The 13429-nt window shown below is 54.9% G+C and carries 17 protein-coding genes; 9 read left to right on the top strand and 8 right to left on the bottom strand.

The genetic code is table 11. The features are described 5' to 3' along the window. Positions 1-692 (bottom strand): aminotransferase class III-fold pyridoxal phosphate-dependent enzyme (locus B2W52_RS05130; RefSeq protein WP_286801756.1); only part of this gene is annotated, 692 nt, incomplete at its 3' end. A 250-nt stretch (positions 693-942) separates the two neighbouring features. Here B2W52_RS05130 and B2W52_RS05125 point away from each other — a divergent pair. From B2W52_RS05125 to B2W52_RS05095, 7 genes are all read left to right on the top strand, one after another. Next, entirely contained in the window at positions 943-1416 is a 474-nt protein-coding gene (locus tag B2W52_RS05125) for a type VI secretion system PAAR protein (protein ID WP_082220541.1), read from the top strand. Next, positions 1417-2679 carry a T6SS phospholipase effector Tle1-like catalytic domain-containing protein gene (locus tag B2W52_RS05120; protein ID WP_200905093.1) on the top strand — a complete coding sequence of 421 codons (1263 nt, stop codon included), beginning with the start codon at positions 1417-1419 and terminating at the stop codon, positions 2677-2679. Further along, positions 2676-3284, top strand: a complete 609-nt coding sequence (locus B2W52_RS05115) for a DUF2931 family protein (RefSeq protein WP_053112937.1) — start codon at positions 2676-2678, stop codon at positions 3282-3284. Before B2W52_RS05120 ends, B2W52_RS05115 begins: the two co-directional genes overlap by 4 nt. An 85-nt stretch (positions 3285-3369) precedes the next feature. Beyond that, positions 3370-3762 (top strand): hypothetical protein, encoded by a 393-nt coding sequence (locus B2W52_RS05110; RefSeq protein WP_053112936.1) that lies wholly within the window; start codon positions 3370-3372, stop codon positions 3760-3762. A gap of 64 nt (positions 3763-3826) precedes the next feature. Further along, positions 3827-4219, top strand: a complete 393-nt coding sequence (locus B2W52_RS05105; protein ID WP_141201836.1) for a hypothetical protein — start codon at positions 3827-3829, stop codon at positions 4217-4219. 125 nt (positions 4220-4344) lie between these two features. Continuing rightward, complete coding sequence (locus B2W52_RS05100) at positions 4345-4779, top strand: ABZJ_00895 family protein (RefSeq protein ID WP_053112935.1); 435 nt, start codon at positions 4345-4347, stop codon at positions 4777-4779. 151 nt (positions 4780-4930) lie between these two features. Then, the gene (locus tag B2W52_RS05095) at positions 4931-5464 is read left to right on the top strand and encodes a hypothetical protein (RefSeq protein WP_053112934.1); all 534 of its coding nucleotides are present in this window, start codon (positions 4931-4933) and stop codon (positions 5462-5464) included. Here B2W52_RS05095 and B2W52_RS05090 read toward each other — a convergent pair. Then, the gene (locus tag B2W52_RS05090; RefSeq protein WP_053112933.1) at positions 5454-6011 is read right to left on the bottom strand and encodes a DUF6933 domain-containing protein; all 558 of its coding nucleotides are present in this window, start codon (positions 6009-6011) and stop codon (positions 5454-5456) included. The two genes, B2W52_RS05095 and B2W52_RS05090, sit on opposite strands and share 11 nt — an antisense overlap. Positions 6012-6204: 193 nt before the next feature. On the opposite strand from B2W52_RS05090, the gene B2W52_RS05085 reads away from it, so the two are divergent. Both B2W52_RS05085 and B2W52_RS05080 read left to right on the top strand, forming a co-directional pair. Next, positions 6205-7017 (top strand): HipA domain-containing protein, encoded by an 813-nt coding sequence (locus tag B2W52_RS05085; RefSeq protein WP_227507821.1) that lies wholly within the window; start codon positions 6205-6207, stop codon positions 7015-7017. Beyond that, complete coding sequence (locus B2W52_RS05080; protein WP_075267582.1) at positions 7014-7868, top strand: DUF3037 domain-containing protein; 855 nt, start codon at positions 7014-7016, stop codon at positions 7866-7868. Before B2W52_RS05085 ends, B2W52_RS05080 begins: the two co-directional genes overlap by 4 nt. A 241-nt stretch (positions 7869-8109) precedes the next feature. Here B2W52_RS05080 and B2W52_RS05075 read toward each other — a convergent pair whose 3' ends face one another. From B2W52_RS05075 to B2W52_RS05050, 6 genes are all read right to left on the bottom strand, one after another. Then, a complete protein-coding gene (locus tag B2W52_RS05075; RefSeq protein ID WP_092031996.1) occupies positions 8110-8856 on the bottom strand; it encodes an amino acid ABC transporter ATP-binding protein in 747 nt (248 codons plus the stop codon). Positions 8857-8869: 13 nt separating this feature from the next. Then, positions 8870-9541, bottom strand: coding sequence for an amino acid ABC transporter permease (locus B2W52_RS05070; protein ID WP_053112930.1), 672 nt, complete (start codon positions 9539-9541; stop codon positions 8870-8872). 91 nt (positions 9542-9632) lie between these two features. Continuing rightward, complete coding sequence (locus B2W52_RS05065) at positions 9633-10391, bottom strand: transporter substrate-binding domain-containing protein (RefSeq protein WP_008175305.1); 759 nt, start codon at positions 10389-10391, stop codon at positions 9633-9635. 250 nt (positions 10392-10641) lie between these two features. Beyond that, positions 10642-11511 carry a methylenetetrahydrofolate reductase [NAD(P)H] gene (metF, locus tag B2W52_RS05060; RefSeq protein WP_008175304.1) on the bottom strand — a complete coding sequence of 290 codons (870 nt, stop codon included), beginning with the start codon at positions 11509-11511 and terminating at the stop codon, positions 10642-10644. Between the two features lie 12 nt (positions 11512-11523). Continuing rightward, positions 11524-12918 (bottom strand): adenosylhomocysteinase, encoded by a 1395-nt coding sequence (ahcY, locus tag B2W52_RS05055; RefSeq protein ID WP_008175303.1) that lies wholly within the window; start codon positions 12916-12918, stop codon positions 11524-11526. Between the two features lie 68 nt (positions 12919-12986). Beyond that, a partial coding sequence (locus tag B2W52_RS05050; RefSeq protein ID WP_286801738.1) for a methionine adenosyltransferase domain-containing protein occupies positions 12987-13429 on the bottom strand: 443 nt, incomplete at its 5' end.

Raw genomic sequence — 13429 nt, 5'->3', positions numbered from 1 at the left:
CGCATGCCGCCGGCGCACTGGATCAGCGGCTCCACCACCACGGCGCAGATTTCGTCGTGCTTCTCGGCCAGCAGCTTTTCCATGGCCTCAAACTGGCGCAATGCATAGGCTTCGTCGGTCTCACCCGGCTCCTTGTTGAAGGCGTCCGGTGAGGGGGCTGTCAGAACTTCCATCAGTAGCGGCTGATAGGTGTCCTTGTAAAGCGATACATCGCCGAGTGCGAGGGCGCCCAGGGTTTCACCGTGGTAGCTGTTGCTCAGGTTCACGAAGTTCTTCTTGCCCGGTTTGCCGTGGTTCTTCCAGTAGTGGAAGCTCATCTTCAGGGCCGCTTCGATGGCCGAGGAGCCGTTGTCGGCGTAAAAGACTTTGTTCAGGCCGGGTGGAGTAACCTCGATGAGTCGCTCGGACAGATTGACCACCGGCTCGTGGGTAAAACCCGCGAGGATGACGTGTTCCAACTCGCCAATCTGCTTCTGGATCGCTGCGTTGATTCTCGGATTGGCGTGGCCAAAGAGATTGACCCACCAGGAGCTGACGGCATCGATAAATCGATTGCCCTCAAAGTCCTCAAGCCAGACACCCTCGCCACGCTTGATGGGCACCAGGGGCACGGCGCCTTCGTGGTCTTTCATCTGGGTGCAGGGGTGCCACACGGACTTGAGGCCACGGGTGACGAGGTCAGCATTGCGCATGATAATTCTCCGTCAGACGGTCTGATTCTGGGTTGTCGCTGTTAACCTGTGCGGATATTACAGTTAACAGCGAATATCGGCCACCCGGATTTCGGGTCGACCTGGCCCTCTATGGTCTGGCGTTTTCCAACGGCTTGATCGCATCACAATCTGGGGTCGAACGATTTGGCCGGAAGAGTGCTTCAGTATAAACTGCCGGGTCACCCGCAACGGGCCAGGATGGCCCGGCAAATAACGCAAAGGACGCGACATGAGTAAAGCGATTGTTCTGCTCGGAGACCTCGGCTCCGATCACGAAGGTTTCCCGCCCACGCCGGTGATTGCCGGTTCCCCCGATGTGCTGATTGATGGCAGGCCCGTTGCCCGGGTAGGCGACCCGCTGGCACCCCATTCCAAACCCAAGCATCCACCCCATCCCCGCACCATCACCGGTGGTTCGTCCACCGTGATGATCAACGGCAAACCGGCGGCGGTGACAGGCGGGGCGATTTCGTGTGGCGGTGTGACTATTGGGTCGGGGTCGGTGGTTATTGGTGATACTCACACGCCGGCGTCATTTTCGGGAGTATCCAGCGCCCCTGCGAAGTTAGGCAGGATTTTTGATGCTGCAGAATCCAAGAGTGGAGTTGAGGGTCTTTTGGATGCAGAAATGAAGACTGGGCCATCTCAATTGCGAGACGGTAGTCGTGCCGATGACGCCGATTTGAAGCATAGTCAAGATTAGATTCTTACTCGTCCTAACAAGCGAGAGAAAGCTGGAAATTCGCTGAGAATAGGCATCTTCTTCGATGGAACTGCCAACCACAAAGACAACGACAAACACCTGCCAGATAGGGATATTACCAATGTCGCGAAGTTGTTTGATCTCTACGAGTCTGGAGCAAATTCAGAGCGGATTTACATCCCCGGGCCAGGAACGATTGCCGGGCATATCGCGCCAGACGGCTTTGACGCTCGCGAAGACATAATTGGTTTGGCCTTGGGGGTAGGTCCCGAAGGGGGCCACAAACGGATTCAGACAGCGATCACTGCACTCAACGACATTCTGGACGAAAGTAAGCCTGATGTAGTTGTGTTGGATGTATTCGGGTTTAGCAGGGGAGCCGCGCTGGCCCGGCATTTCGTGAATCTCGTTAATGAGTGGCCCGCCTCAATAATTTTGCCAGAGATAAATGAGCCGAGCCTGTCAACGTCGGTAGTTAGCTTTCGTAAGTTAAATGCGTTTCCTCGCGATATCACTGCAAGAGTCGGATTTATAGGATTATTCGATACTGTAGGAAGCTTCTATCTTCCCGGAAATCAAAATAACCTGGATTTTAATGTCAATCTCAGGCCGGACAGTGCCGACAGGATTGTTCATCTGACCGCTCATCATGAGATCCGTAGAAACTTCCCCCTTTCGAGTATCCGGGAACCTGCTGGACTTCCATCCAATTTCTCAGAGATAGCATTGCCGGGTGTCCACTCGGATGTTGGTGGGGGTTATGAAAATCCGGTTGGAGGTATCCAGAATCACGAAATCTTCACTGTCAGAGTCTTTTCTGGTCACGGTATGAATTATCGGACAATCCAGAGTGCCCAGAAAAAAATTGAAGCGCTTAACCGAAATGATCACCGCAACATCCAGGCTCGCGTTGAGGGCACGGATGTAATCGCGGAGGAGAGGCGAGCAACTCGAAAGGAATTGGCGATTCATGCTCTTCACCTTATGTATGAGGTGGCGGTATCAGAGGGCCTGCCCATGTCGCCTATGGATTTGTCAAACGCCAACCACAGAATCCCCGATGACCTTAAGAAAGCTATTGACGCTTGGCAGGAAGCTGGAGCCAACCTCTTTGCTGCTAGGAAGTATTTGGGGAAATACATGCATACCTCACATCGAGAGGATGTATTGCCTCACCTTCCTGAGAACTCTGGTAAGAGAAGGATCTTCTATAACAGGCCCTCGTTAGCCGTCCAACAACAAGAGGTCACTGCACGACCATGACAAAGCACGTTGCAAATTGTCTCGCCATCAGCCGCCAGATGGTGTTGTTGGTGTTGATCACTGGCCTTGTTGCCTGCTCTTCGGAGAGAAAAACCTATGAATACACCGTCATCGTCTCCGGGGGGCCATCCGGGTGGCCGGTCTGGGTTGAAGAGGTAACACTGAACGGCGACCGCAGAATACCCGGTGGAGCAATCAGTTACGGGTATGATCAAACGCCTCCAACTGGCGGCCGAATTGTTATAGACCCGGCACCAGTTCCGGAACGGGTCGAAGCCCGCTGGTTTTCGCACAGGGAGCAGAAATTTTACGAGGTCTCGCTACCCATGCCCGAGGAATTCAGTGAGACCGTTGCCGAGTGGTTCGAAGATTATCCGACGCCGAAGTATGGGCATTACTTTATCGTTGGCTTCTCAGGCAAAGGCCAGGCTCTGGCGTGGTGGCGAGCATCGTGTCGGGATTGCGCGGGTGACGAAGATTCAGGTTTTGCCGCCCCGGTAATCGACGAATTACGTGCTGAAGCTGCAAATGGTGACCCCTCCGGCTATCAAGCGCAGGTGCAGCATTACATTGACAAAGGGGTCATCCCTGCGCCCGCCAGGTAGGACGTTGAGCTGTCGTTACGCAAAAGAGAAATGCGTAGTGAAGGTGACTCCATGATGGGCACCAATATCACTTAGGTCATTGCTGATGATCGAGGCACTCACAGTTATTTCAGCGTTCTTGGGGATTGCCTCCATGATAGGCGGCTTACTGGGAATACTGTTTACAGTGACAGTAGCGTTTTCGAGGATACGCGTGGTAGAGGCCAAGATTGCCGCGCCCGGCGCCTACCTGGATATGACAAAAATTCTGTGGGGCGATGGCCCCTGGGGAAGGTGGATTCGTGCCATGAACGTCTGGGCCTTTTTCACCTACAGGAATCTCCCTGTGATCGGTAGCAAAGTTGCGTTGCGAATGGGTACAGAGGATAAGGCGACTCCCAGGAATTTAAAGCTGTGGGCGCTTATCCCTGTCAGCTTTACTTTTGTCTGCGCAATGATCTTTGCGTTGTCGGCAATTTTTTTGGTGATTGTTGAGTGAAAAGTCGCCCGCTGTGAACAGCCCCTTTTTTCTCTTACAAAACCGAGCTATGGGGCGAGCAACCGTGAGTGATGAATGGCGAATCTTTCCAGCACATGTGGTGGCTGGAGGCATTCTGCTGAACCTGTTGTTCATCTTTGTGATCGTGACCACGGGGTTTCGTTATGCCAAAAAAATAGAACAACGAGTCGCGACGCATTCTGGCAGTCTTTCCAGTATCAGCCAGATCTGGTCAGAGGCGCTTGTCGGTCGTCTCGTCAGGTGCAGCCATGTCTTTGCGTTCCTTGTTTTCCGTAATTGTTCGTCTCGTTTCTGGCACAGGCGAGCATCGACGTTGGGCGACCCAGATGTTCCGCTGCCAAAGCTCTGGCAAGCGTGGTGTCTCGTTCCTGTTCTGTCAATGTATGGAACGCTCGCCGTTGTTCTGGTGGCAGGTGTATTAATGCAGTCTGAATGAAGCGCTCCCGCCGATGGCAAACTGCTGGGCTTGCCGGCATCTGCCGCAGCGCAAGTGTCTGAGATTTTGAAGTTCTTGAGAACGTGCCAATAAATTAAAAACCAAAAAAGCAAGGAAGCTTAAATATGATCACAAAGACAATTCTCAACTTTACCGGCCTCTACGCCGCTCTCCAGCTCTGCATTATTACGATCGGTGAGGTATTCAACATCGATATGAATTCCGGCGTGCAAATCGGGGCGATGATCGGTGCCGCCTATGGCGCAATGGCCGCATCGGTTTCGGCGTTTGGTAGGGCGCCGACGCTCCGGGAGAACTGGATGATGTCCGTCTCTGTGAACATCAGTGCGCTGGTTGTCTCTTTCATTTCCCTCATCGCTCTGCTGTTCGTTTCAGCCGATGCCCCTGTGATTGATGACCTCATGATAGTTATCTCAGAGCTTCCAATGGGCCTTGTGATGATCGGTTTTGCGGTTGCCGTTCTATTGCAGACCCTCGTGTGCTTGCTGATCTTTGGCAAGGTGGCGCGCCGGTATCTCACGAAGCTCAATCCGGCCTAACTTTTCGATACAGCAAGGTTGTCATATGACAACCTTGCTGTATATGATTTGCCCAAGGAATGGCACGAGTGCCCCGCAAGAGACATGCGAACAAAGATATAGAAGCGGCGCTGGCCTGTGCAGAACTGACTCGCTAACGGAGTTGAAGACCATGAATCGTGAATACGACTTCACGCTTAAATATTCAGTTCCACAAGACTTTGCACATGACCAGCTCGAGAGCTCATTGTCTCAAGCGGGATGCGACGACGCCATCATCGGCCTCGGCCAAAAAGGCCGGCTCGCTCTGAACTTTACACGCGAGGCCGAGTCAGCAGAACAAGCCATGCTGAGCGCGCTGCAGGATGTGCAACGGGCGGTTCCTGAGGCCCGCCTGGTGGAGGCCGGGCCGGATTTTGTGGGTATTTCCGACATGGCGAGCCTGCTGATGTTTTCCCGCCAGAACATGCGAAAGCTCATTCAAACCCATCTGGCCAGTTTTCCAATGCCGGTCCATGAGGGCGCGTCAGCAATCTGGCATCTGTGTGATGTCCTTGCCTGGTTCTCCGAAACACAGAAGCGAGCGATTCCGGCTGATCTAATGGACGTGGCCCGAGTAAGCATGGGCGTGAATATGGTGCGAGAAGCAGGGCGGATCGATCATCGATTGCAGGCGCAGTTAAGACAACAAAGCGCTATCGATTAATGGTATCCAACAACGCCAACATCTCCCGCTGCGGCCAGATCGCGCCTTTGACTCCCTTAACCGTGCAGGGCCTTTCCGCCAGCCACGCGCCAGTTCTGTAGGGTGCAAGATCGCTGATTGAGAGCCGGTTATACCAGATCTGATGCTCAAGATCCTGCCCCATCCGGTTCATGGTCGCCTGCACGGAACGGTCGCACTCCAAGTCGCAAACCAGTTCTGCGAGGGCGCTTTCGGCAGCGTCCATCTGTGCCTGATTCGCGCCGGACTTGAGCAGCGTGTTCATCAATGCATCCTGAAACCACCAGTCCAGCTCCGCGAAGTCCGGTTTTGTCAGGCAGGTTGCCAGCAACGGAAAGCGGGTGCTGTCGTGAACAAAAAACACGCAGTTGCGGCGCTGGATTGTGAGCAGGTTGGCGTGCCAGCCGCTAAGCGGGCTCTCAGGCTCGTCATTAGCGGCATGTGGGATCGGCAGTTTGCGTTTGAGACGAGCGGACGAATCCAGCGGCAGCTTCGTATCAAGTTTCTTTGTGCAGTGGATGCGGATCATGGTTTTCTGGCTATATATTCTATCGAAGTCTTGTTTAGGCCGACTTTGATTTGCGGTGAAATTATAAGTGCATGAAATTACAGTCAGTTATGTATCCTTGTGTGCCGCAATGCGATTACTGATCAAATAAACTTGCCGGTTTATCTGCGCTTCCACAAGAAGAGAATATGGGATACGGTTGGGTCGTTCTACCGTGACCGTCAGCAACAAGATGTACCGTGGTTACTACCGAGAAAAAGGGAATTTCACACCTGTGTCCAGTTTGCCTCCCAATGAAGTCGAGATCGTCGAGGTGTTGCGCCGCTCGGAACACGGCATGACTCTGCCGTTCATCTGCAGGGGCGACGATGGAGAGATTTATTTCGTCAAAGGCAGCGGGGCGGGCAGACAGAGTCAGATTAACGAATGGATCTCTGGCAACCTCGCTCTGGCCATGGGAATTCCCGTAGCTCCGTTCAGACTTGTCGATGTTCCCGACGAGTTAACCGATGTATTATCAGCGGAAGATGCGCTTGCGTTGGGTCGCGGCCCGGCTTTTGGATCCGTGGAGCAGAGGATAACGGAGTTGGCTTTCTCCCAGATTCATGATGTCCCATCGGAAATGCGTGGCTCTCTCCTCGTTTTCGATTGGTGGATATCGAACGTTGATCGTCAATTGACGAAAAACGGCGGAAACGCCAATCTGTTCTGGGATGCGGAAACTCAGCGCCTCGTGGTCATTGACCACAACCAGGCGTTCGACCCTGATTTCGATGCCGACCAATTTTTTCGGTATCACGCCTTCAAGGACAGCGTGCCAGATGTGTTCGATGACTTGATTGAGCGCCAGCACTATACTGAAAGGCTGGAACAGGCTTTGAGGGAGTGGGACGGCATTATCCAGGCCATTCCCGAGGAGTGGTTTTACATAGACTCTGAGATGACGATGAAACTGGACTTTGATCCGGATTCATTCCTGACACACTTGCAGCGTTTTCGTAGCGACAACTTTTGGAACCGGAAATGACCAGGACAGCGTGCCAATACGCCATCGTGCGGTTTATGCCTTATATCGAGACGGGCGAGTTCGCCAACGTCGGTATTTTGCTGTGGGCACCGAAAACCCGCTACCTGGGCTTTAAACTGCTTCGGAAAAAGCATGCCCGTATCACCCAGTTCTTTGAGGAGCTGGACCGGGGACTGTACCTCAAAACCATGGCGAATCTGGATGCTGAGCTGCGCAGAGTACAGGGCATGCTCAAAGACCAGGTCGGCGAGTTTGGTGACAACGACCGGGATTATGGATTTCACAAAGGTCTGTTTCAGGAACTGATCCGACCCCGTGAAACCATCGTTCGTTTCAGCGAGCAGCGGGCAGTGCTGGCGGAGAATCCAGAGCAAACACTGGCTGAGCTCTACGAATATTACGTTGGCCGGAACTTCGTCACCAGGGAATATCAGGAGACCATTCTCGAGAAGGGCATCAAGCAACTCCTGGAACAGCGGGATCTGGCAAAGCGTTTTACCAAGCGTCGGATCGAAGATCAGCTATACGGAGTCACCTTCCCCTTCGTTGAGCAAAAGGACAACGAGGCCATTCGGGTAATCAAGCCCCTGTTCCTGGGGCAGACCGATTCCACGGCCATTATCGAACATGGTGGCAAGTGGAAGCTGAAAGTGGATCAGCTCCGCAAGCGGCATCTGCTGAAAGGCCCCGTGTTATTTCCGGTTAAAGGCCCGGAGCCTGGACAGGTTAATGACCTTCGTGTAGAGGCTTTCGAGGAAACCCTTGCCAACCTGGAGGGCGACGGTATCGAGATAACTCTGCACACTGAAAAAGACAGGATTCTCGAGTTTGCCGGAATGCACGCCCATTAGCGATCTCGGGCTCGTCGGCGGGTATGATTGCGCCTGCCGATTGCCCTCCCGAGGAGCTTGTAATTAATCCTTACAGGTTGCACCCCGAGCGGGTTGCAATTATCGGTACTGCAGGCGATCAGTATGCAGACAGGCTAGGTTACTTCCTCCACTTGCTCTCCCTCCTCCGGAACTTGCAGTTCGCCGGCGGGCATTCAGGAAAAAGCCTCCGCAAGCGGAGGCTTTCAAAGCTGGGTTTGGCTCAGTGCGCCAACACCCGCGAAAGAAACGCCTGGGTGCGCTCGTTCTGAGGGTTGTCGAACACATCGTCCGGTTTACCCTGTTCCACAATCTGGCCCTCGTGGATGTAGATCACGCGGTCGGCCACTTCCCGGGCGAAGCCCATCTCGTGGGTGACGACCATCATGGTCATGCCTTCCTTGGCCAGTTCCCGCATAACGTCCAGCACTTCACCGATCATTTCCGGGTCCAGGGCTGAGGTTGGCTCGTCGAACAGCATCAGGCGCGGTTCCATCGCCAGCGCTCGGGCGATTGCGACCCGCTGTTGCTGGCCGCCGGACAGCTGGCTGGGGTACTTGTCGGCCTGGTTGCCGATGCCCACACGGTTGAGCAACCGCTCGGCGGTGGCATTGGCAACAGTTTCCGGAGCATCCTTGACCTTCTTGGGCGCCAGCATGATGTTCTTTTTCACCGTGAGGTGAGGGAAGAGGTTGAACTGTTGGAATACCATGCCGACTTCCTTGCGGATTTCAGCCAGAGCTTTCGGATTGCCGCTCTTGGGCGCGAGCTGTTGGCCGTCCACTTCCAGTGTTCCGGATTCATATTCTTCAAGGCCGTTCACACAGCGAATCAGGGTGGATTTGCCGGAGCCGCTGGCGCCGATAATAACCACCACTTCGCCCTGTTCAACGGTAAGGTCAATATCTTTGAGGACATGCAGTTTCCCGAAGTACTTGTTCATGCCCTTCATTTTTACAATCTGAGTCATGGGTAACGTTCCTTCAGACAGAAGCCAGTCCGCGGCGCTCAACGAAGCGGAGAATGATGGACAGGGACAGGGTGATGGCCAGGTAGAGGATCGCGACCACAAAATACACCTCGAAGGCGGTAAAGGTGTTGGCGATGTAAATCTGACCCTGACGGACCAGTTCACCCACGCCGATCACCGAGAACAGAGAGGTGTCCTTGATGCTGACAATGGCCTGGTTGCCCAGTGGCGGAATCATGCGGCGGAACGCCTGTGGCCAGACCACAGACCAGAACGTCTGGTTGCGGGAAAGGCCAAGGGAAAGCCCGGCTTCGGTCTGGCCCTTGTCGATGGACTGAACGCCACCACGGACCACCTCGGATATATAGGCGCCGGAGTTCAGGGCGATGGCCGCGATGCCGGCCGTCAAAGGATCGATGGGACCACCGATCAGGTCAGGCAGACCGTAGAAGATAAACAGAACCTGAACCAGGATCGGGGTGCCACGAAATATTTCAATGTAGGCGGTTGCCGGCCACCGCAGGAACCACTTCTTGTTGATGCTCAGCAGGCCAAAGACAATGCCCAGAGCAAAACCGATCAGAAGACCGCCAAAAGAAATCAGCAGGGTATAGGGGATCCCTTTGATCAGAAAAGGGATGGAGTCGATGGCTGCCTGCCAGTCGAACTGAAACTGGAATTCCACAGTGAGAGTCTCCGCAGAGTTTTGGAGTCACGAAGTGCCGGGGCAGTGAAGCCCCGGCAAAGGGAATCAGACCTCTGGGGTCCGGGAGCCCTTACATGCCCTCGGGCATGGGGCCAAACCATTTTTCGTAGATGGTTTTGTAAGTACCATCTTCCTTCATTGCGGCAAGGGCTTCGTTTACATCATCAACCCACTCACTGCCACTCTTGAGGGCAATACCATACTGCTGGCCTTCGTACAGCGGGCCGACGGTTGTCACCTTGCCTTCACCTTTGGTGCGGGCAAAGTAGCCTACGTTTGGCGCATCGTAGAACACTGCATCAATGGCACGGGACATCAGCGCCATGTACATATCAGAGCTGCCCGGATAGGGGGTTACACCGTCATCGGCGTCAAGGTTCTTGACCAGGTAGTCATAACTGGTGCTACCAATCTTGGTGCCGATTTTCTTGCCTTCGAGGTCGTCGAATTCGCTAACGTCGTCATTACCCTCGCGAACGAGGATTCGCAGACCCGAGTCGTAGTACGGGTCGGAGAAATCGACGATTTCTTCACGCTCTTCAGTAATCGTGATGCCGGCAATGGCAATGTCGACGTTGCCGGTTTGCAGGGCCGGGATGATGCCGTTGAAGTCCATGGTGTTGAGGTCAATTTCGAAACCTGCACGGTCGGCTACCTCGCGGATGATCTCCATATCGAAACCGATCATCTCACCGGTTTCCTGGTCCATCATTTCAAACGGAACGAAACTCGGGTCAGTGACGACGCGCAGGGTTTCTGCGCTCACGGTTCCTGCGGCAACGGTCAGTGCCAGGCTGGCGCTTACGGTCTTCAGCCACTTCGTGCTCATACAATCTCCTTTTCTTTCTTATGAGGCTCCATTTGCCCGGTAAGGCAAGCCGGACCAATCACTGCTGTTGACTGCGATCTCCGGGGAGCGTTGATGGAACTGCATCACATACACTCTAGACTATTACGCAGATGTATACAGGAAATCAAATGCTTGGCGGGGAGGTCCCGCCGGACGGGGAATAAAAAAGGGGCAGATGAAAGTGTTCATCTGCCCCTTTTATTTCGTGGAGAGCGGATAGCGCGAAGCCTTAAAACGCAATCTTCTCCCGCTCACTGATGCCCAGATTCTTCCAGATGCTGATGCTGGGCTCTACCTGATTCAGGGTGTAGAAATGCAAGCCCGGCGCGCCTGCTGCCAGGAGCTTCTCGCACATTTCGGTGACCACTTCCTCACCGAATTTGCGAATAGATTCTCTGTCGTCGCCGTAGGCTTCGAGCTGCTTGCGAATCCAGCGAGGAATTTCCGCGCCGCACATGTCGGAGAAACGAACCAGGTTGGAGAAATTGACGATGGGCATGATGCCCGGTACCACCGGAATGGTAACGCCCATTTTCTCCAGCCGGTCGATGAAGTAGAAGTAGCTGTCTGCATTAAAGAAGTACTGGGTGATGGCGCTGTTCGCACCGGCCTGAACTTTGCGGGCAAAGTTCTTCAGATCTTCTTCGGCGTTGCGGGCCTGAGGATGAAACTCAGGGTACGCAGCTACTTCCAGGTTAAACGTATCGCCGCTGTGCTCACGGATAAACTCCACCAGCTCGTTGGCGTAGCGCAGCTCACCGGCGGCACCCATACCGGAGGGCATGTCGCCCCGTAGGGCGACAATCCGGTTGATTCCGTGCTCCCGGTACAGATCCAGAAGCTCCCCGATTTCCTGGCGGGTGCCCCCGACGCAGGAAAGATGAGGTGCCGTGGAAATGCCCTGGCTATGCAGGTTGAGCACGGTCTCGATGGTGCGGTCCCGGGTGGAACCACCGGCGCCGAAGGTGACGGAGAAAAAGTCCGGATTCACCTCGGCCAGCTGGTTGCGCACGTTCTGCAGCTTTTCCTTGCCCTGGTCGGTCTTGGGCGGGAAAAACTCAAAGCTGAAACGACGCTTGAACTGTTTCTGGGATTGCATCTGTTTACCCGATCAGTACTTGTAGCTTTCTGGCTTGTACGGGCCTTCGACCGGTACACCGATGTATTTCGCCTGCTCCGGAGTCATCTTGGTGATCACGCCACCAAAGCCTTCCACCATGGCCCGGGCCACTTCCTCGTCCAGGTGCTTGGGCAGAACCTGAACGTATACGCCTTTCTCGCGGGCATCTTCCGGCAGATCGGCGAACTTGCGCTCGAACAGGTACATCTGGGCCAGAACCTGGTTGGCAAAGGAGCCATCCATGATCCGTGACGGGTGACCGGTGGCGTTGCCCAGGTTCACCAGGCGGCCTTCGGACAGCAGGATCAGGTGGTCGTTGGTGGCCTTGTCACGGTACACAACGTGCACCTGCGGCTTCACCTCGTCCCATTCCCAGTTCTTGCGCATGTAGGCGGTATCGATCTCGTTGTCGAAGTGACCGATGTTGCACACCACGGCACCGCTTTTCAGGGCTTTGAGCATGTGCGCGTCGCACACGTTCATGTTGCCGGTGGTGGTGACCAGCAGATCGGTGTTCTGCAGCAGGTCGCGGTTCACGGCAGACTCGGTACCGGTGTTCACGCCGTCAATGTACGGAGACACAACTTCGAATCCGTCCATGCAGGCTTGCATGGCACAGATGGGGTCGGCCTCGGTCACTTTTACAATCATGCCTTCCTGGCGCAGGGAAGCAGCAGAGCCCTTGCCTACATCACCATAGCCAATCACCAGGGCTTTCTTGCCTGCCATCAGGTGGTCGGTAGCGCGCTTGATGGCGTCATTCAGGCTGTGGCGACAACCGTATTTGTTGTCGTTCTTGGCCTTGGTGACCGCGTCGTTCACGTTGATGGCCGGCACCTTCAAAGTGCCCTCGCGCAGCATTTCCTGCAGACGATGCACACCGGTGGTGGTTTCTTCGGTCACGCCGTGGCAGTTAGCCAGGATTTCCGGGTACTTCTCATGGAGCAGGGCGGTCAGATCGCCGCCGTCGTCCAGAATCATGTTCGGTTCCCAGCCGTCTACATCGGCTCCGACTGTACGCTCCAGGCACCAGTCGTACTCTTCGTCGGTTTCGCCCTTCCAGGCAAACACGGGAATGCCCTGCGCGGCGATGGCGGCCGCGGCCTGGTCCTGGGTGGAGAAGATGTTGCACGAGGACCAGCGCACGTTCGCACCCAGTTCAATCAGCGTCTCGATCAACACGGCGGTCTGGATGGTCATGTGGATACAGCCCATCACATTGGCGCCTTTCAGCGGCTGCTCGGCTTTGTACTTCTCGCGGAGCTTCATCAGGGCCGGCATTTCGCCTTCAGCGATGTTAATTTCCTTGCGGCCCCAGCCGGCCAGGGAAATATCGCGAACTTTGTAGTCGTCAAAGCTGTTCAGCTTTTCTGCGGGAGTGCTCATGGTGTTCTCCTGTCAGTTCAATCAGTTTGGCTTGGGCGTATGCCTGATGACATACGCCCGAAATCGGTTTAGATACCAGCAGCATCCTTCAGGGCCGCGGCGCGATCAGTCTTTTCCCACGGGAAGGCGGTAAAGGTCTTGCCGCCGACCGTCATTTCATAGGGGTCGCGACCGAAGTGGCCGTAGGCGGCCGTTGCCCGATACATCGGATGCAGCAGGTCAAGCATGTTGGTAATCGCATACGGGCGCAGATCGAAGTTCTGGCGCACCAGTTCAATGATTTTGTCGTCGCTGATCTTGCCGGTTCCGAAGGTGTTCAGGGAGATCGACGTCGGTTGGGCCACGCCGATGGCGTAGGACACCTGGATCTCGCACTTGTCGGCCAGGCCGGCGGCGACGATGTTCTTGGCTACGTAACGCCCGGCGTAAGCGGCGGAGCGGTCAACCTTGGACGGATCTTTACCTGAGAACGCACCACCACCGTGGCGTGCCATACCGCCGTAGGTGTCGA

Origin of the sequence: Marinobacter sp. UBA2498 (assembly GCF_002341575.1) — a bacterium.
Classification (GTDB): domain Bacteria; phylum Pseudomonadota; class Gammaproteobacteria; order Pseudomonadales; family Oleiphilaceae; genus Marinobacter; species Marinobacter manganoxydans.
Note: the sequence above shows the minus strand (reverse complement) of the source record. Positions and strands in the feature narration are given on the sequence as shown.